This is a genomic window from Nonomuraea sp. NPDC049695, assembly GCF_040674955.1.
GTDB classification, from domain to species: Bacteria; Actinomycetota; Actinomycetes; order Streptosporangiales; family Streptosporangiaceae; genus Nonomuraea; species Nonomuraea helvata.
The window spans coordinates 59,452-77,120 of sequence record NZ_JBFANV010000028.1 but is presented as its reverse complement, the minus strand read 5'-3'; the positions used below and the strand labels follow the sequence as shown (position 1 = coordinate 77,120).

Annotated in this window: 17 protein-coding genes; 9 read left to right on the top strand and 8 right to left on the bottom strand. The window is 70.8% G+C overall.

The window, feature by feature from the left end; translation table 11 throughout:
- Positions 1-103 precede the first annotated feature (103 nt).
- The 4 genes from AB0J64_RS24380 to AB0J64_RS24365 all read left to right on the top strand — a co-directional run bounded on the left by AB0J64_RS24380 (position 104) and on the right by AB0J64_RS24365 (position 4,622).
- Complete coding sequence (locus tag AB0J64_RS24380) at positions 104-1,129, top strand: acyl-protein synthetase (protein ID WP_364030771.1); 1,026 nt, start codon at positions 104-106, stop codon at positions 1,127-1,129.
- Positions 1,129-2,349 (top strand): acyl-CoA reductase, encoded by a 1,221-nt coding sequence (locus tag AB0J64_RS24375; RefSeq protein ID WP_364030768.1) that lies wholly within the window; start codon positions 1,129-1,131, stop codon positions 2,347-2,349. Before AB0J64_RS24380 ends, AB0J64_RS24375 begins: the two co-directional genes overlap by 1 nt.
- A gap of 96 nt (positions 2,350-2,445) precedes the next feature.
- Positions 2,446-3,117: a polysaccharide deacetylase family protein gene (locus AB0J64_RS24370; protein ID WP_364030765.1), complete on the top strand. Its 672-nt coding sequence runs from the start codon at positions 2,446-2,448 to the stop codon at positions 3,115-3,117.
- An 8-nt stretch (positions 3,118-3,125) separates the two neighbouring features.
- A complete protein-coding gene (locus tag AB0J64_RS24365) occupies positions 3,126-4,622 on the top strand; it encodes a hypothetical protein (RefSeq protein WP_364030762.1) in 1,497 nt (498 codons plus the stop codon).
- A gap of 10 nt (positions 4,623-4,632) precedes the next feature.
- Here AB0J64_RS24365 and AB0J64_RS24360 read toward each other — a convergent pair whose 3' ends face one another.
- The gene (locus AB0J64_RS24360) at positions 4,633-5,112 is read right to left on the bottom strand and encodes an ATP-binding protein (RefSeq protein WP_364030759.1); all 480 of its coding nucleotides are present in this window, start codon (positions 5,110-5,112) and stop codon (positions 4,633-4,635) included.
- Positions 5,113-5,341: 229 nt separating this feature from the next.
- Positions 5,342-6,247 (bottom strand): CHRD domain-containing protein, encoded by a 906-nt coding sequence (locus AB0J64_RS24355; protein WP_364030756.1) that lies wholly within the window; start codon positions 6,245-6,247, stop codon positions 5,342-5,344.
- Positions 6,248-6,590: 343 nt separating this feature from the next.
- On the opposite strand from AB0J64_RS24355, the gene AB0J64_RS24350 reads away from it, so the two are divergent.
- Both AB0J64_RS24350 and AB0J64_RS24345 read left to right on the top strand, forming a co-directional pair.
- Positions 6,591-8,183 (top strand): DUF1996 domain-containing protein, encoded by a 1,593-nt coding sequence (locus tag AB0J64_RS24350; protein WP_364030753.1) that lies wholly within the window; start codon positions 6,591-6,593, stop codon positions 8,181-8,183.
- A gap of 124 nt (positions 8,184-8,307) precedes the next feature.
- Complete coding sequence (locus tag AB0J64_RS24345; RefSeq protein ID WP_364030750.1) at positions 8,308-8,973, top strand: protein-L-isoaspartate(D-aspartate) O-methyltransferase; 666 nt, start codon at positions 8,308-8,310, stop codon at positions 8,971-8,973.
- A gap of 5 nt (positions 8,974-8,978) precedes the next feature.
- Here AB0J64_RS24345 and guaA read toward each other — a convergent pair whose 3' ends face one another.
- Positions 8,979-10,583: a glutamine-hydrolyzing GMP synthase gene (gene guaA, locus AB0J64_RS24340; protein ID WP_364030747.1), complete on the bottom strand. Its 1,605-nt coding sequence runs from the start codon at positions 10,581-10,583 to the stop codon at positions 8,979-8,981.
- Positions 10,584-10,624: 41 nt separating this feature from the next.
- Between guaA and AB0J64_RS24335 the strand changes: the two genes are divergently transcribed.
- Positions 10,625-11,575 (top strand): hypothetical protein, encoded by a 951-nt coding sequence (locus AB0J64_RS24335; RefSeq protein ID WP_364030744.1) that lies wholly within the window; start codon positions 10,625-10,627, stop codon positions 11,573-11,575.
- On the opposite strand, the gene AB0J64_RS24330 is transcribed toward AB0J64_RS24335, so the two are convergent.
- Both AB0J64_RS24330 and AB0J64_RS24325 read right to left on the bottom strand, forming a co-directional pair.
- Positions 11,566-12,387: an SDR family NAD(P)-dependent oxidoreductase gene (locus AB0J64_RS24330; RefSeq protein ID WP_364030741.1), complete on the bottom strand. Its 822-nt coding sequence runs from the start codon at positions 12,385-12,387 to the stop codon at positions 11,566-11,568. The two genes, AB0J64_RS24335 and AB0J64_RS24330, sit on opposite strands and share 10 nt — an antisense overlap.
- 95 nt (positions 12,388-12,482) lie before the next feature.
- The gene (locus AB0J64_RS24325) at positions 12,483-13,976 is read right to left on the bottom strand and encodes a DUF885 family protein (RefSeq protein WP_364030738.1); all 1,494 of its coding nucleotides are present in this window, start codon (positions 13,974-13,976) and stop codon (positions 12,483-12,485) included.
- 79 nt (positions 13,977-14,055) lie between these two features.
- Between AB0J64_RS24325 and AB0J64_RS24320 the strand changes: the two genes are divergently transcribed.
- Entirely contained in the window at positions 14,056-14,799 is a 744-nt protein-coding gene (locus AB0J64_RS24320) for an N-acetyltransferase (RefSeq protein ID WP_364030735.1), read from the top strand.
- Between the two features lie 4 nt (positions 14,800-14,803).
- Here the strand turns inward: AB0J64_RS24320 and AB0J64_RS24315 are convergent, their stop codons facing one another.
- Positions 14,804-15,781, bottom strand: a complete 978-nt coding sequence (locus tag AB0J64_RS24315; protein ID WP_364030732.1) for a pyridoxal-phosphate dependent enzyme — start codon at positions 15,779-15,781, stop codon at positions 14,804-14,806.
- A gap of 106 nt (positions 15,782-15,887) precedes the next feature.
- Complete coding sequence (locus AB0J64_RS24310) at positions 15,888-16,517, bottom strand: helix-turn-helix domain-containing protein (RefSeq protein ID WP_364030729.1); 630 nt, start codon at positions 16,515-16,517, stop codon at positions 15,888-15,890.
- Between the two features lie 36 nt (positions 16,518-16,553).
- On the opposite strand from AB0J64_RS24310, the gene AB0J64_RS24305 reads away from it, so the two are divergent.
- Positions 16,554-16,889 carry a cytochrome P450 gene (locus tag AB0J64_RS24305; RefSeq protein WP_364030726.1) on the top strand — a complete coding sequence of 112 codons (336 nt, stop codon included), beginning with the start codon at positions 16,554-16,556 and terminating at the stop codon, positions 16,887-16,889.
- A 21-nt stretch (positions 16,890-16,910) separates the two neighbouring features.
- Here AB0J64_RS24305 and AB0J64_RS24300 read toward each other — a convergent pair whose 3' ends face one another.
- Entirely contained in the window at positions 16,911-17,654 is a 744-nt protein-coding gene (locus AB0J64_RS24300) for an MBL fold metallo-hydrolase (protein WP_364030723.1), read from the bottom strand.
- Positions 17,655-17,669: the final 15 nt, after the last annotated feature.

Here is a 17,669-nt window from a genome sequence, read left to right as displayed (position 1 = left end):
CGGGGCGCGCGGCCGGATGGCGGGCGCGGTGCGTGGGTGGGTTCGCCCTGGGCCGGTGGGCCGGGACGGGTGTGCGAATCCGGGGTGCGGTGGAGGGGGGCGGGTGAGCGTTTTCAGCTTGGCCGAGCGCGAGCGGGAGGCGGCCCTGGCGAGCGAGCTGGCGGCGCTCACCGAGCGGCACAGGCAGGCATGCCCGCCGTACCGGAGGATCCTCGACGCCATCGCCGCGCGGCCCCCGTACGAGCGGCTGGTCGAGCTGCCCTGGCTGCCCGTGCGGCTGTTCAAGACGCACGAGCTGCGCAGCGTGCGGGAGGACCAGGTGTTCAGGGTGCTGACCTCCAGCGGGACCACCGGGCAGCAGCCCAGCCGGGTCTATCTCGATCGCGAGGCGGCCGCGGCGCAGACGCGGATGCTGGCGGCGACGCTCAGGGAGGTGCTCGGCGAGCGGCGGCTGCCGATGCTGATCGTGGACAGCCGCTCCGTCGTACGCGACCCCACGCTGAGCGCCCGGGGCGCCGGTGTGCTCGGGATGATGAACTTCGGCAGGGACCACACGTTCGTGCTCGACGACAGGGGCGGGGTGGACGCGGAGGCGGTCGAGGCGTTCCTGGCGCGTCATGGAGGCGAACGGTTCCTGGTCTTCGGGTTCACGTTCATGGTCTGGCTCCACCTGCGCGGTCTCGGGGTGGACCTGTCACAGGGGGTGCTGATCCACTCCGGCGGGTGGAAGCGGCTGGCCGAGCAGGCGGTGGACAACGCCGAGTTCCGGAGGCGGCTGGCGGCCGAGTGCGGGCTGAGCCGGATCCACAACTTCTACGGGATGGTCGAGCAGATCGGCACCGTCTTCCTGGAAGGCCCCGAGGGCGATGGGCTCTACTGCCCCGATTTCGCCGATGTCGTGATCCGTGATCCGGAGAGCTGGCAGGAGGCGCCCGTCGGCGAGCCGGGGCTGATCGAGGTCGTCAGCACGCTGCCCACGTCGTATCCCGGCCACGTGCTGCTGACCGAGGACCTGGGCGTGGTCCGGGGCGTCGATGACGGGCACTGGCCGGGAAAGCGGTTCGAGGTCCTGGGCAGGCTGCCCAGGGCGGAGGCACGCGGCTGCAGCGACACCATGGGGCAGGGCTGATGCTGGACGACCCGAAGCTCGATGTGCGCTTCCCCGCCGGGGCCCACATACCGGTCGAAGGGCTGCTCGGGGAGCTGGGCGGCGGGCTCGACGTGGGTGACGAGCGGGTCCGCGAGTTCCTCTCGGCCTTCGGCAGGCGGCTGCTGCGGCCCACGCTGGCGCGGCGCCACCCCGAGCTGGGCTCGCTCGGCTTCTTCCTGCGGCCCAGCGAGCTGGCCCGCACCGTGGAGAGCCTCGGGACCGAGCACGTACGCGTGCCGCGCGGTCTGGTCTTCCACATCCCGCCCGCGAACGTCGACACCGTCTTCGTCTACTCCTGGGCCCTGTCGGCCCTGATGGGCAACCGCAACATCGTGCGCCTGTCGCCCCGCTCCGGCGCGGTCGCCGAGGTCATCCTGGACACCCTGCACGAGGCCCTGACCGACGCCGATCCGGTGATAGCGGCCACCCAGCGCATCGTCTCCTACGGCCGCAGCGACGGCATCACCGCCGCGCTCTCCGCCGCCTGCGACCTGCGGGTGGTGTGGGGCGGCGACAGCACCGTACGCGAGATGCGGCGCCACCCGCTCGCCCCGCACGCCCGCGACCTGGTCTTCCCCGACCGTTCCTCGTTCGCCGTCGTGCGCGCGGCGGCCTGGCTGTGCGCGCCGAGGGCGGCGCGGGTCACCGTGGCCGAGGGGTTCGTCAACGACACCTACTGGTTCGACCAGGCCGCCTGCTCCTCGCCCAGGACCGTGTTCTGGGTGGGCGCGGAGGGCGACTGCGACACGGCACGGGCCGACTTCTGCGAGCACGTGGCGCGGGTGGTCACCGTACGCGGGTGGGGGGTCGATGCGGCGATGGCCGTGGAGAAGCGGGTCTCCACCTACGGCCTGGCCGCCGACGGGCTGGCGGAGAGCATCGAGTTCCGGGGGAACGCGCTGGCCAACGTGACGCTGGCGGCGGCGGCCACGGCGCCGAGGCAGTGGCTGGGGGCGGGAACGTTCGCGCACGCGAGGCTCGGGTCGCTGGCGGAGCTGGTCACGCTGGTCGAGCGGCGGGACCAGACGATGACGCACTTCGGGTTCGCCAAGGACGAGCTGGAGAGGCTGGCCAGAAAGCTGGCCGGGCGCGGGGTCGATCGCATGGTGCCGGTCGGGAGCGCGTTGAGCTTCCACCGGGTGTGGGACGGGTTCGATCTCCCTGCCGAGTTCACGCGACTGGTGACCGTCATCAGATGACGCCGTTCCCACGGGCCTGGCTCGCGAGATGGGCGTATTCAGAACGAGACGCGCTGGCATGCGCGGTCTGGGGATATTGGCCCTAGGCTGTGATCCGTGGTGTTTCATGCCCTGCTCGCGGTGACGCTGGCCATGACCTCGCTGCCCGCCCAGGCGACAACGGTCGACTGCGCCCGGGTCAAATGCCTGGCCCTGACCTTCGACGACGGCCCGGGCCCGAACACGCCCGCCCTGCTCAAGGCGCTCAGACAGGCAGGGGCCAAGGCCACGTTCTTCCTGGTCGGCAAGCAGGTGGAGAAGCGCCCGCAGGTGGCCAGGCAGGAGCTCGCGGAGGGGCACGCGATCGGCAACCACACCTACTCCCACGCCTCGCTGCCGTCCCTGTCGGACGAACAGATCCTCGACGAGATCAAGACCACCCAGAGCGCGATCCAGCAGGCCACGGGGGTGCGGCCGAAGATGTTCCGGCCGCCCTACGGGGAGACCGACGAGCGCGTGCTCGGGCTGGCCGACGAGCTGGACCTGGCGCAGGTGCTCTGGACGGGCACGACGCTCGACTGGAAGCTGCGTGACACCAAGAAGATCAAGGCCACCGTGCTCAGGCTGGCCAAGCGCGACGGCGTGATCCTCATGCACGACGTGGTCCCCGCGACCGTGAAGGTCATGCCCGAGATCCTCAAGGAGCTCAAGAAACGCGGCTACCACCTCGTCACGGTCCCGACGCTGCTACGCGGCAAGGGACCGAAGCCGGGAGTCAGCTACCCCTGATCAGGATCATGGGTAAGCGGAGGCGATGGGTCGCGCTCGCGACTTTCGTGGTCGTTCAGGCCGTCCTCGGATGCTGGTGGGCGGCTTTCTATCCGGGCCTGTTCAGCCGCGACTCGGTCCTGTACCTCAGCCACACCGTCGTCGGGCCCTGGGTGAGCGACCACTCGGTGCTCTACGACGCGCTGGTGTGGCTGAGCTTCACCAAGACCGGTGACCTGGGCGCCGTCACGTTCGCGCAGACCACCGCCATGGCGGCGGCGCTGACGTATCTGGCGCAGTCTCTGAAGGCGCTCGGCGCGCCCCGCCTGCCGACCACTCTCGTCGCGATGCTGATGCCGCTGGCGCCGCCCGTGGGCGCGTTCTCGGTGACGTTGTGGAAGGACGTGCCGTTCACAATCTGCGCGATCGCCATCGCGGGCGTGTGCGCGCGGATAGCGGCCACGCGCGCTGTCACCGTGCCCGCGCTGGCGGGACTCGGCGTGCTCTTCACGCTGCTCGGCCTGTTCCGGGCGAACGGCTTCCTCGTCGTGGGCGTCGCCGTCGTCGCGCTGCTGGTGATCGTCAGGACCATGCGCGTGCGACTGCTCCTGGCCGGCACCTTCGCCGCCGCCCTCCCGCTCGTGCTCACCAACCTGGTGTTCCCGAACTTCGGCATCGTGGCCCCGTCCAAGACGTACGTGTACCACACGGCGTTCGGCGACATCGCGGTGGCGTACCGGGACCATCCCGAGCTGTTCAGCGAACAGGACAGGACGCTGATGGCGTCGGTGGCGCCCCTGACGCGGTGGCAGGAGGGCGGGACCTGCTCCACGATCAACCCGCTCATCTGGCGGCGGGACTTCAGCTGGCAGCAGGCCGACGCGCACGCCTCCCAACTGCTCGACCTGTGGAAGCGGCTGCTGCTCTCCGAGCCGCGCATGATCCTGGACACCCGCCTGTGCCGGGGAGCGATCGCCTGGAGGCCCGTGCAGGACGATCTCACGATCGGGGGGATGACCTACCGGTTCTCGCGACGGCCCAACGCCGACACGTACGTGGGGCCGAACAAGGTGCCCGACTTCCCCGGGCGCTGGGTCTACTCGCTGCGCCCACTGTCGTGGGAGCTGAACCGGGTAGCCGACCCGTGGCTGGCCGGCGCGCTGGCGCCGCAGTACGACTGGCTGCTGTGGCGGGGGGCGCTGTGGGCGTACCTCTCGTATCTGGCCGTGGGGCTGGCGGCCTGGGCCCTGCGGAACCGGTACGTACTGGGCGTGGCCGCCGTGGTGGCCGGGCAGCAGCTGGCCATCCTGGCCAACATCTCGGCGCAGGACTTCCGGTACATGGCCTCGCCGATCTTCATCGGGGTGCTGCTGGTGCCGCTGCTCCTGGGGAGCGTGGGGCGACTGGTGGTGGCGTCGGTACGGCGGGGCGGGCGCGTACGTTCTGAGCCGGACGACACCGTACCGAATGATCAGGCGCAGGAGGAGCCAGGCGATCCGGACGGGCCGGGGGGCGATCAGAGCTAGCAGCCAGGGCTCACGCGGCGAACGCCAGAGCGTTCAGGGGGCAGGCCTCGGCGTGGGCGAACGTCGGCAGTTCGAACCAGATGGCCTTGCCGCGAGGTGTGCGGACACCGCCCCAGCAGCAGGAGAGCGCGTCGACCAGGAACAGCCCGCGGCCGCTCTCCGCGTCCGGGTTGGCAGTACGCATGTGCGGGAGCTCGGGATTCTCGTCCTCGACCTCGCACCGCAGCAGGCCGTCCTCGGTGAAGAAGCTGAGGCGGACCTGTCCGTACGCGTGCTCCAGGGCGTTGGTGACCAACTCGCTGACGAGCAGCTCCGCGACCTCCGTCTGGGCCTTGAAGCCCCAGTCGGCGAGCTTGTCGCGGGTGAGCCGGCGCGCGCTGCGCACTGAGCCGAGGTCGTCAGCGGGCAGCCACCACGAGGCCGTCCGGCCCGCCACCGGGCGACGGCCAGTCGCCGCTGTCCAGATCCTGTTCCACGAAACCCTGTTCATTGTCCTGCACCCCGAGTGGCAGCTGAGGACTTGATGCTGCCTTTCGGTTCCTGCTGTCCCCTCTGCAGGTGAGCGTGGATTGCTCACACCTTGAGAATGCCTCAGCGAACCCCCGGATGAGAGGTGAAAAATCCCCATTTAGGTACCTATTTCGGACTACGTAGGTACTGCCCGTCACACGCCGAGCCGCCGTACGGGGTGCGGCAACCCCGTACGGCGACTTGACGCGTTACCAGCCGCCCCGGTGCAGCTGGCCGCGGACCGCGCCGCCGGGGAACTCGCTCGTGTGCAGGTTGACGTACCAGCCCTTGGGGTTGTGCCTGATGCCGTCGGCGACCTTGGCCGTGGTGGTGCCGGTGCCGGCGATGCCGTTGACGCCGGCGGGCAGGCCGTTCTTGGCGGCGAAGAAGTCGACGACCACCGGGCCGTTCTTGCCCTTCACGCCGCGGTGGATGTGGCCGTTGGTCGGCTGGGCGATCCGCTTCCAGGCGGTGGCGAAGTGGACCTTGGTGCCTTGCACCCAGACGAGCCAGGCGGCCCGCCCGTCCTTGTCGCCGACCTTCGTACCGGGCGCGGGCACCTCCTGGCGGCCGTCGGCCGGAGCGGTGAGTGTGCTGTGCGAGCCGCCGGCCAGCACCGACTCCAGTGACACGGGGTGGATCCGGTACAGCTGGGCACGGACGGCGCCGCCGGGGAACTCGCCGGTGTGCAGGTTGGCGTACCAGCGCATCGGGTTGTTCGCGATCCTGCCGAGCAGGCCCGAATCCTTGACCGTGACGGTGCCCTTGACGGCGTCGAGCGAGCCGGGCAGCGCCTCGCCGAAGAACGGGATCCTGACGTCGCCGTTCTTGCCGGCCTTGCCCTGGTGGATGTGGAACGCGGTCGGAGCGGCCACCTTCTGCCACCGGATCGCGTAGTCGACCTGCTGCCCATGGATGCGGAACACGGCGATCGCGCTGCCGTTCCTGTCGCCGACCTTGGCACCAGGGGCCGGCACTTCGTTCCTGCCCAGCAGCGTCGCCGCCAGGTACACGTCGGTGCCCGTCTCCGCCTGCGCCATGGCGGGGCTGAAGGAGGCGGCGACCAGCGTGGCGGCGAGCGCGAGGCCGGGGACGGTGAGGATGCGCTTCGTCATGATCAACCCTTTCGGTAGCGGTGTTCGTCGCACGGTTGTACGACCCGCGTCTCGCGCCGGGTTCAATCCTCGAATGTGTATAAATACGCATTCATGCTGGTCAGGAGCGGCCCGTCCGCCGCCCTGCGTCCGAGTCGACCACCGCCGGATGAACCCCCCGCTTCGGACCCGCGTACCTCTCGAAGATCGGACTCCTTGCCCACATCACGAGACCGGAGGGAGTGGTCGCATGCGAAGTCCATCGGGGGGAAGACGATTCAGACCCTGGTTGGGGGCTGCCTCCCTAGGCGGGAGCATCGCCGTCGTCCTGTGGGGATCTCCGCTGTCCGCGCAGGCAGGCACGGTGAACGTCTACCTCGGTACGGCCGCGGCGCAGACCATCGTCTGCCCCAGCGTGGCCGGGAAGCTGCCCGAGGTCCCCGCAGCCGCCAAGGCCGAAGTCGACCGGAACCTCGCACTACTCGACAAACAACTCCAGGAAGCCAACAACCGACTCGCCCGATCAACAGGACAAGGCGGCCCCAACTTCGTCCAGAACGCCATCCTCGGCCCACTCGCCGACAAACGCGCCTCCACCCTCGACCGCATCGCCATAGCCATCGGGCGCGTCGCCCAACGCCCCACCGGCCTCAACCAACTCGCCACCTGCACACTCGGCGACACCGACACCCCGGCGCCCGCCGAAACCACCCCACCACCCACCGAGACCACCCCGCCGCCCAGCGAGGCCACCCCCACGGCGGACCCCGGCGAGAGCCAGGATCCGGCGGCGCAGTCCATCGTCTGCCCCAGCGTGGCCGGGAAGCTGCCCGAGATCCCCGCAGCCGCCAAGGCCGAAGTCGACCGGAACCTCGCACTACTCGACAAACAACTCCAGGAAGCCAACAACCGACTCGCCCGATCAACAGGACAAGGCGGCCCCAACTTCGTCCAGAACGCCATCCTCGGCCCACTCGCCGACAAACGCGCCGCCACCCTCGACCGCATCGCCATAGCCATCGGGCGCGTCGCCCAACGCCCCACCGGCCTGAACGCGCTCGCCACCTGCGCACTCGGCGGCTCTTCAGCGCAGGACGTCGGCCCCTCGGCCGACGACTTCGTCGACATCCGAAAGGTCCCCGAGGCAGAGCAGCCGCAGGCGGACGAGAGCGGCTCAACAGGCACGTTCGTCTCTCAATGCGGCACGACCGGCTCAGGCCATTCCAACGCCGACGACCTCATCCTCGCCCCGGGCATGTCGGACGGGGCCCAGCTCCAGCTGGACTACGTGGGCAACATGTCCACCGACGCCTTCTCGACCAACGAGACCCTGGCCGAAGCGGACACCAGCTGCCGCACGTCCGCCGACCGGTCCGCCTACTTCTGGCCGACCCTGCGCGTACGCGGGTCCGATGACGAGACCGGCTCGAACAACGTCGGCACCCCCGTACAGCCGTCGTCGGTCAGGCTCGAATACCGCGGCAACCTCACATCGGAGGTCACGGCCGCACCGAGGTTCCTCAGGATGGTCTCCGGCGACGCCAGGGCGGTCACCAACGGCGGCGCCAACGCCCGGCCGACGTGGACCTGCACGGGTTTCACCGACCGGCTGACCGACAAGTATCCGATCTGCCCCTCCGGCAGCGACCTGGTCCGCGTCTTCGACATGCCGAGCTGCTGGGACGGCCAGAACCTCGACAGCGCCAACCACCGTACGCACCTCGTCTTCCCTGACGAGACCGGCGCCTGCCCGAGCGGCACCGAGGCCGTACCGCAGCTCCGGATGACGCTGACCTACGAGAACGTGCCCAGCACGGCGGACGTCCCCTTCGCGGTGGACGCGTTCGCCAGCGAACAGCACGACCCGGGCACCGACCACGCCGGCTCCATCGGGGTGATGTCGGAGAAGCTCATGAGCACCGTCGTCCGCTGCATCAACAGCGGCAGGAACTGCTGACACCCGTCGGTGCCGCCTCGAAAGCCATGCTCATCGAGGCGGCATCGAACCCCGTCCGGCGGGGAAGCAGGTGGGCATGGCTCGGAGAAGCATGCCGACGGGGGCCTGCGGCCGGTGACCGCTGATGGAGTACGACCCGCTGGTGGAGGCCGCCCAGTGGTCCGGGGTCGATGATCCGCGACTGCTGGCCGCCATCGCCACCACGCCACGTGACCGGTTCGTGCCGCCACGCTATGCCGCGCGTGCTCCGTGCGACGAGCCCATCCCCATCGGCCACGGGCAGCCCACGTCACAGCCGTCCCTGATCGCGCAGATGATCGACGCCCTCAGGCTGTCGGGCACCGAGACGGTCCTGGAGATCGGCACCGGGTACGGGTACCAGACCGCCCTGCTGGCCCGCCTGGCCCGCCAGGTGTATTCGATGGAGCGCCACGCCGACCTGGCCGAGCACGCACGGGCCAACCTCGCCTCGGCAGGGGTGGCCAACGCCGAGGTCGTGGTCGGTGACGGCACCGCCGGCCTGCCGGAACACGCGCCCTTCGACGCCGTCGTCGTGTCCGCCACGGCCCGTACGGTGCCCGCCCCGCTCGCCGGCCAACTGGCCGAAGGCGGGCGACTGGTCATGCCGATCCAGGAGGGCCTGAACGAGATCGTCACGCTCTTCGGCAAGCGGCGCGGCCGCCTGGTGCAGGAGCGCCTGCTGACGCCCGCCCGCTTCGTCCCCCTGATCGGCCAGCATGTGGACGTCCCGGGCGACGAGCCACCCTTACGGGCCGCACCACACCGGTAGCCGGGTTACTCCCACTCGATGGTGCCGGGGGGCTTGCTGGTCACGTCGACGACCACGCGGTTGATCTCGCGGACCTCGTTGGTGATCCGGGTCGAGATGCGCGACAGCACGTCATAGGGCACCCGCGCCCAGTCGGCTGTCATCGCGTCCTCCGACGTCACCGGCCGCAGCACCACCGGGTGCCCGTACGTGCGCCCGTCTCCCTGCACGCCCACCGAGCGCACGTCCGCCAGCAGCACCACCGGGCACTGCCAGATCTGCCGGTCGAGGCCGGCCCGGGACAGCTCCTCGCGGGCGATCGCGTCGGCCTCGCGCAGGATGTCGAGGCGCTCGCGGGTGACCTCGCCGACGATGCGGATGCCGAGGCCGGGGCCGGGGAACGGCTGGCGCCAGACCATGGCGGCCGGCAGCCCGAGCTCCTCGCCCGCCCGGCGGACCTCGTCCTTGAACAGCGCCCTGAGCGGCTCCACCAGCTTGAACTGGAGATCCTCCGGCAGGCCGCCGACGTTGTGGTGCGACTTGATGTTGGCGGTGCCGGTGCCGCCGCCCGACTCCACCACGTCGGGGTAGAGCGTGCCCTGGACCAGGAACTCGACCGGGCCGTCGGCCATGATGGCGCGCTGCTCGTCCTCGAAGACGCGGATGAACTCGCGGCCGATGATCTTCCGCTTCTCCTCCGGGTCGGAGACACCGTCGAGGGCCTTGATGAAGCGGTCGGCGGCGTCGACCACGCGGAGCTTCACGCCCGTGACGGCCACGAAGTCGCGCTCCACCTGCTCGGCCTCGCCCTTGCGCAGCAGGCCGTGGTCGACGAAGACGCAGGTCAGCCGGTCGCCGATGGCCCGCTGCACGATCGCGGCGGCCACCGCGGAGTCGACGCCGCCCGACAGCGCGCAGATCGCGCGGCCGTCGCCGACCTGGCGGCGTACGGCCTCGACGGAGTCTTCGACGATGTTGAGCATCGTCCACGACGGGCGGCAGCCGGCCGCGTCGAGGAAGTGCTTGAGCACCGTCTGGCCGTGCTCGGAGTGGAGCACCTCGGGGTGGAACTGCACGCCGTACAGACCGCGACCAGGGTGCTCGAAGGCGGCGACCGGCGTCTCGCGCGTCGAGGCGGTCACCGTGAAGCCCTCGGGGGCGGCCGAGACGCTGTCGCCGTGTGACATCCAGACCGTCTGGGCGCCCGGCAGGCCGGCGAAGATCACGCCCTCGTTGAGCACCTCGAGCGCGGTGCCGCCGTATTCGGCGACGCCCGTGCGGGCCACCTCGCCGCCCAGCGCCTGCGCCATGGCCTGGAAGCCGTAACAGATGCCGAACGTGGGGACGCCCGTGTCGAACAGCCCGTGCGGCGCGGGCGGCGCGTCCTCGGCGTAGACCGAGGAGGGGCCGCCGGACAGGATGATCGCCTTGGGGTTCTTCGCCATCATCTCCTCGACCGGCATCGTCGAGGGGACGATCTCGGAGTAGACGTGGCACTCGCGCACGCGCCTGGCGATCAGCTGCGCGTACTGCGCGCCGAAGTCGACCACCAGCACTGTGTCGAATTCAGACACCGTGAGAAACCCCCCAAAGGCGAAATGCGGTGACCACAGTCTATCGGCCCTGTGCATTACACCTGGCCTGCAGGCGGCACTCGTGCTAACACAGAACGATGGATCTTGTCTGGCCGGTGACCGCGTGGGCCCTGTGGGTGACCGCGCTGGTCGCCGCCTTCAAGGCGTCCAGCCGCGAACGACCCCGGGAAGCGCCCCGGTACGAGGTGCCCGCGCCCGTGGCCGAGCTTTTACGCGGGATGCGGTCTCAGGAGGTGTTCCATTCGGCGCTGCTCGACCTGGCGGGCCGCGGATGGGTCACGGTCGAGGGCGAGCGTCTCTCCATGGCGCCGAGAAGGCCGGAGCCGCTCCGCCCTTACGAAGGGTGGGTCCTGGAACGGGTGGCCGCCCGCCTGGGTGGCAGGCCGTACGCGCCGGTGATGGCTGTCATGCCCGAAGGGGCCGACCTGGACGGCGACCTCGTCCCGCTCGTCCAGCGCACGGCCATCGAGCTCGGCCTGGCGCGCAGGCGCTGGCGGACCATGATCGTGCCGCTGCTCCTGGCCGTCGGGCTCGCGGTCCCCTGGTACGCCACCCTCTCGGCGGCCGGGCTGTCGTGGCCAGGGATGATCTCGACAGTGGTGTCGTTCGTGGCCGGCATGAGCCTGCTCACGGCCGGAAGGGGCTTCCTGCTGACCGAGGCCGGGCGGGAGATCGCCGGGTCCGAGGGCGCGCCGATGGACCCCGCGCAGGAGTGGATCTACACCGGCAGCGGCTGGCGCGGCATCGAGATCGAGGATCCCGGCTCGTCCGGTCCCGTTCCCGGCCGGCAGGAGGTCTCCGGTTACGTCGTCAAGCGCTGGGCCGTCATCGACATGGACCCCGGCTCGATGAGCAGCAGGCGCTGCCACTACCTCGCCCTCCACGACGGCAGCTCGGAGAAGGCCACGTCATACCTGGTCAAGGAGGGCGTCTACCACGACGTGCTGCCGGGTGACTTCGTCCGGCTGCTGGTCAAGCCGCGTACCGGCAGGGTGAAGCGGGTGCTGGGCCACGAACGTCACTGGTAGGACGGCAGGTTGCCGCTGAGCAGTGTCTCGGTCTGCAGGCGCAGCCGAGCGGCGTACCGGGGATCGGTCATCACCAGGAACCGCTCCTCCCTGATGGCCTCCACGACCAGGTCGGCCACCTGGGACGGCTCGATGCCGCGCTCCGCCGACCTGCTGACGGCCTCCTGGACCTCCACCTCGTCCTGGGTGGGGGTGCTGACCAGGGTGGACGGGCGCACGCGCGCCGAGTCGGCGATGCGCGTCCTGACCGCGCCGGGGCAGAGCGCGGTCACGCGGAGCTTGGCGCCCGCGGCGGCCAGGTCCTGGGCGAGAGCCTGGGACGCGGCCAGCGCGGCGTACTTGGTGACCGCGTACCCGCCGGCCCCCGGTGTGGCGAACAGCCCGGCCACCGACACCGTGTTGACGATGTGCCCCTCGGTGTCCTGCTCGATCATGCGCGGCACGAACTCGTGGACGGCGTGCAGCACGCCCCACAGGTTCACGCCGAGCAGCCAGGCGAAGTCCTCCTCGCCGCGGGTCCACATGCGACCGCCCTGGAAGACGCCAGCGTTGTTGCAGAGCACGTGCACGGCGCCGAGCTCGCCGAAGCAGCGGTTGGCCAGGTGTCGTACGGCCGCCGCGTCGGAGACATCGGTGATCTGCGTGAACACCTTGCCGTCGCCTGCCTGGGCGGCCGTCTCCGCGAGGCCGCCGGGATCGACGTCGGCGAGCATCAGCGTCATGCCCTCGGCCGCGAACCTGAGCGCCAGCGCCCGCCCGATACCGCTGGCCGCGCCCGTCACCACGGCAGTCTTGCCAGAGAGCTCCCGCACAGGACCGACCTCCCTCGCTCGCGACCGACGCTACCGGAGGTGTGGTCGCCGTTCCAGGGAATGCGACCGCGCGGCGCGGGAGCTCTCCGGCGGCCCTACAGGATGCGGTCGATCAGGCCCAGGGGCGGCGAGCCGAGGTCGAGCAGCTCCTTGTGGAAGCGCTGCAGGCTGAAGCCCGCGCCCCACTCCTTACGTGCCCGCTCCCGCAGGTCGAGGATGAGCAGCTTGCCCCAGGTGTAACGCCCGTACGTCGGGTCGAACGACGCCCGCCTGGCCTCCGAGAGCGCCGCGGGCCCGGCCAGATGCGTGTCGGCCTCGAAGCGCCTGGCCCCCTCCTCGACCGTCATCTGCCCGGTGTGCACGCCGATCGCGCAGGCGAGCCGCGTGACACGGATCAGCGCCTCCACCCACACGCCGATCTCGAACCGCGGGTCGTCCGCCTCGAAGCCCTCCTCCACGCAGAGCTCCTCGGCGTAATGCGCCCACCCCTCGATGAACGCCATCGACTGCAGCAGCCTGCGCACGTCGGACTTCGCCCGCCGCAGCGCGCGGGCGTGCGAGAAGTGACCGGGCGCGACCTCGTGCACGTTGATCGCCGGCAGCGTCGTCCGGCTGAAGACCTCCAGCCACTCCTCCTGGTCCTGCTCGGGCCAGGAGGTGTCCGGCGGCGTGATGTAGTACCAGGACGGTCCCTCGGGCTCGCCGGGCGAGTTCCACGCCATCATGGCCATCGCCCAGCGCCGCGACTCGGGCGCCAGCCCCACCAGGCACTCGCCGTCGTGGTAGGGCACGAGATCCTTCTCGCGGGTGAACGCGATGGCCTTCTCCGTGCCGATCCGCGCCGCCTCGATCACGCCGTCCGCGTCGGGGTGGTCCTTGACCAGCTCGCGTACGACGTCCAGCGGGGCCCGGTCCGTCTCTCCCAGCTTGGCGCAGGACTCGGCGAGCAGCGCCATCAGCCGGTCCCGCTCGGCGTCGGCCCGCTCGGCCAGCCTGCCCAGGTCGACCGGCAGGCCCTCGGCCGTACCCATGAGCCTGGCCAGCGCCTCGCCGCCGAGCGCGGCGTCGGGGTCGCCCTCGGCGGCGGCCCGCTCGACGTGTGCGACGAGCCGTCCGTGGGCCTCGAGCGCGGCCTCGTCCGTGACGCCGGCGGCCAGGCCCTTGACCGCCGCGAGCAGGGACTTCGCGACGGGGGCCGGGACCTGGTCGAGCGAGGCGATCGCCTGGTCCACGGCCTCGGGCCAGAGCCCGAGGTGGGCCGCCTTGGCCGCGACGCGCTCCGCCTCGGGGGCGTAGTCGCGGTCGTAGCAGGCGAGGTCGAGGTTCGAGAGGTGGATCAGCGGGTTCTTGCGGTGCAGCTCCAGCTCGCCGAACTGAGTACGCAGGCTCTCCTCGAACACCTGTAGGTGTTCGGCGTCATGCGCGTCCTCGGGCGCGGGCCCCTGGCCGAGCCGTTCCAGCCCGGACCGCACGCCCTCGGGTGAGAGGTCCTGGATCCGGCCGTCGTACTCGTGCCTGCCGCCGCCCTCGCGCGCCTCGGCCACGATCAGGTCGGTGATGGCTCGCAGCCTGGCGTCAAGTTCTGTCATGCGGCCGACGGTAGCGCACGCTTTCTCGCCCGGTTTATTGGTGCGCGTACCGGTCGGCCGTAATGTGAAAATGATCCGCATGGCTATCAAGATCACGACGCTCGCGGAGCGTCCGGAATTCGCGTCGTCGCTGTTCGAGATGGACCATACGTGGCAGGAGTTCGTGCTGCAGGACCCGATCGCGGACCTGTTCTATCCCTTCGCTGCCACGACCTATGCCGAGTACGTGCTGGTGGCCGACGACGAGGCGGATCCGGGACGGCTGGTGGCGCGGGGCTGCATGATCCCGTTCCTCTCGGAGGACGCCGAGCTGCCCGACGACGGATGGGACGGCGTGATCAGGTCGGGCTGGCTGGCCCGCGAGCGCGGCACGCGACCTGACAGCATCTCCGCCCTGGAGATCAGCGTCCGCCGCGACCTGCAGGGGACGGGCCTGTCCTCGGTGATGCTGGCGGGCATGCGCGACCACGCCGCCCGCCTCGGCTACCCCGAGCTCGTGGCGCCCGTCCGGCCGAACAGGAAGCATCTCGAACCGCACACCCCCATGTCCGAGTACGCCTACAGAAACCGCGCCGACGGCCTGCCCCATGACGCCTGGTTACGGGTGCACGTACGGGCGGGCGGAAAGATCATCAAGGTCGCGCCCCGCTCGATGGTGGTGGCGGGCACGCTGGCGGAGTGGCGGAAGTGGACGAACCTGCCGTTCGACCGCTCGGGGCCGCTGGAGGTGCCGGGCGCGCTCACCCCGGTGCACTGCGACGTGGAGCACGACCACGCGGTGTACGTGGAGCCGAACGTCTGGGTCAGCCACCCCCTGGCGTGAGCTTTCAGACACCGGTACGGCTCCGCAGCTCCTCCGCGTACTGCCCGGCGTCCAGTCCCTTTCCGGCGGCCCAGGCATCATCGTGATATGTCGCCAGATGACGGTCAGCGGCATCCCCGAGCACCGACACCACCGTGCCGGTCTCACCCCTGGCGCGCATGCGCTCGACCAGCTCCAGCGCCGCCCAAAGCGCCGTGCCCGACGAGCCGCCCACCGGCAGCCCCGTGACCTCCCTGATGTGCCTGGCCGCCGCCACGCTCGCCGCGTCGGGCACGGGAATGACGAGGTCGACGAGGTCAGGCCGGAACCCGGGCTCGACGCGGGGCCGTCCGATGCCCTCGATCCGCGACGGCATCCCGGTCGCGTAGTCGGGCACGTCGAGGGTCCACCCCGGGAAATACGCCGAATTATCAGGATCTGCCACCGCGACCTGGCACTCCCCATCGTGGGCGCGGATCCAGCGGCCGAGCGTCGCGGACGTGGCGCCCGTGCCCGCCCCCGTCACCACCCAGTCGGGCCGCACCTGTCCGAACAGCTCCTCCCCCAGGTCGTGCTCGGCCGCACGCCCGAACTGGTCGAGGAAATGGCCCGGGATCCCGCGCGCCGCGTCGTAGATCGCCAGCGGCGGCGTCACGAACCTGCACTCCCCGCCCAGCGCCTCCACCGCCCGGGCGCGCGCCTCGCTCCGCTCGCCCGGCATGACCACGATGTACGGCAGCCCGAGCCGCCGGGCGAACCACGCCTGCGCCACTGCCGCGTTGCCTCCGGTCGCCTCGACCACGGTCGTGCCCTCGGCGACCAGCCCGTCGAGGATCGCCCGGCGGAACAGCGCCCTGGCATGCCGATGCCGCAGGCTCCCGGTGGGCTGCGCCGACTCGTCCTTCAGCAGCAGCCTGATCCCGGGCGCCTGCACCGGGAAGTCGATCAGCGGGGTGGGCTCCCCCGCCGCCAGCACGTCGAGCGCTCGCGCGTTCCAACTCACGCCTTCACCCTGCCAGGCGTTGGCCGGACGGACAGCCCCGTTTCGCCATGAGCCGAGCCACAGAGTCTGGCTGGACACAGGGGCTCGGCACCGCTGGGCCGATGCGTCAGATGGGCCAGTTGTCGGGCTGCTGCACCCGCCCCAGGGGAGTCGCGGGCGGAAGGGGACTGGCTCCGGTTGGCGACAGGGCGTCCAGGGTCAGGGTGACGTAGCGCCGCCAGCCGTCGCTTCCGGGCTCGACGGTCCACACCACGCTGACCAGCATCCCCAGCATCCTGGTGATGTCATCGGGGACGAGATCGGCGCGGATGAGACCGGCCTGCTGCCCGCGGTGCATGAGCAGGGTCAGTGATTCGTGAAAGGGGGCGTTGACCTCCGCGGTGATGGCGCCGGAGTGCTTCGCGGCGGCCAGGGTGTTGCGCTCGCGCGCCGCCAGTGACAGTGCCGCTTCCAGCAAGGTGGCCAGGCCACGTTTGGGGTTCTCGTCGTTCAGCGCTTGCTCGATGGCCGGGGAGATCTCCTCGGCGAGGGTCTGGTCGAGGACGGCGCGGACGAGGTCTGCCTTGGTGGGGAAGCGGCGGTAGAGCGTTCTGGCGCCGACGGCGGCGCGGCGGGCGATCTCCTCCAATGACGCGTCGGGGCCGAGGTCGGCGTAGACCTCGCGGGCGGCGCGCAGGATGCGCTCGGCGTTGCGCGCGGCGTCGGCGCGCAGCCGCGGCGATGCGTCGGTGGTCACCACCACATGATAGCAAGTGGCAGTCCTCTGCCAGTTGTGCTAGCGTCACCGCCACGACAGATCGGCGGGCAGCTGGTGCGGGCCGGGGAAGGGCTGATCGTCAGCCTGCCCGCCGACAACCGGGACGCGGCCGTCTTCGCCCAGGCCGACGCCCTCGACATCGACCGCGCCAACGCCCGCACGCACGTCGCCTTCGGCTACGGCATCCACCAGTGCCCGGGGCAGGCGCTGGCCCGGGTGGAGCTGCAGGTCGCGCTGCCCACGCTGCTGCGCAGGCTGCCGAATCTGCGGCCGGCGGCACCGATCGAGCAGATCAGGTTCAGGCACGGCCTGGCCACGTACGGGGTGCACGAACTGCCCGTCGCCTGGTGACGCACCGGCCCGGCTGCGCCGTCAGGGCAGGCGGATGGTCTCGCCGGGAGCCGGCAGCCGCAGTCGGTCACCGAAGCCGGCGAACGCCTTCTCCACCGTCTCCCGCCCCTGGGTGAAGTGCGCCCAGTGCTCGAAGTGCAGCGGCACCACGTACCGCGCGCCCAGGATCTCGGCGGCCGTGACCGCGTCATCGCTGCTGAGCGTCAGGAACCCATCCACCAGCGGGGTACGGGCCCCGCCCGCGAACAGCAGCGCCACGTCCACCGGACCGACCCGCCCGGCGACCTCCCGTACGACGTCGAGCGAGGCGTTGTCCCCGCTCACGTAGACGGTCGGCAGCCCCTCGCCGCTGAGCACGAACCCCGTGACCTCGCCCACCAGGTGCTCGGTCCCGTCCGGCCCGTGCTGCGCCGGGACCCCGGTCACCGTCAGCCCGTCGCCCAGCGTGACAGACGTCCAGTTGGGCAGGGCACGCACCGAGCCGCCCAGCCGCGTGGCCGCCGACTGCGTGGACAGGATCAGCGGCACGGACGCCAGGTACTCCCGTCCGGTCTTGTCGAGGTTGTCCGGGTGCTGGTCGTGCGAGAGCAGCACGGCGTCCACCGGACCGAGCGAGGAGAGCTCCACGGCAGGCCCCGCGGTCTTGGTGAGCGCCCTGTTGCCGATCGGGTAGTCGCCGGGCGCGTCGAACGTGGGGTCGGTCAGCAGGCGCACCCCGCCGAGCTCCAGGACCGCCGTGGGCCCTCCGACGTAACGAATCTCCATGGTCGTGAACGACAC

Coding starts and splice junctions, on each gene's coding strand:
- AB0J64_RS24375 (WP_364030768.1), top strand. CDS start 1,129: ATGCTGGACGACCCGAAGCTCGATGTGCGCTTCCCCGCCGGGGCCCAC.
- AB0J64_RS24365 (WP_364030762.1), top strand. CDS start 3,126: ATGGGTAAGCGGAGGCGATGGGTCGCGCTCGCGACTTTCGTGGTCGTT.
- AB0J64_RS24360 (WP_364030759.1), bottom strand. CDS start 5,112: ATGAACAGGGTTTCGTGGAACAGGATCTGGACAGCGGCGACTGGCCGT.
- AB0J64_RS24355 (WP_364030756.1), bottom strand. CDS start 6,247: ATGACGAAGCGCATCCTCACCGTCCCCGGCCTCGCGCTCGCCGCCACG.
- AB0J64_RS24345 (WP_364030750.1), top strand. CDS start 8,308: ATGGAGTACGACCCGCTGGTGGAGGCCGCCCAGTGGTCCGGGGTCGAT.
- guaA (WP_364030747.1), bottom strand. CDS start 10,583: ATGCACAGGGCCGATAGACTGTGGTCACCGCATTTCGCCTTTGGGGGG.
- AB0J64_RS24335 (WP_364030744.1), top strand. CDS start 10,625: ATGGATCTTGTCTGGCCGGTGACCGCGTGGGCCCTGTGGGTGACCGCG.
- AB0J64_RS24325 (WP_364030738.1), bottom strand. CDS start 13,976: ATGACAGAACTTGACGCCAGGCTGCGAGCCATCACCGACCTGATCGTG.
- AB0J64_RS24320 (WP_364030735.1), top strand. CDS start 14,056: ATGGCTATCAAGATCACGACGCTCGCGGAGCGTCCGGAATTCGCGTCG.
- AB0J64_RS24300 (WP_364030723.1), bottom strand. CDS start 17,654: ATGGAGATTCGTTACGTCGGAGGGCCCACGGCGGTCCTGGAGCTCGGC.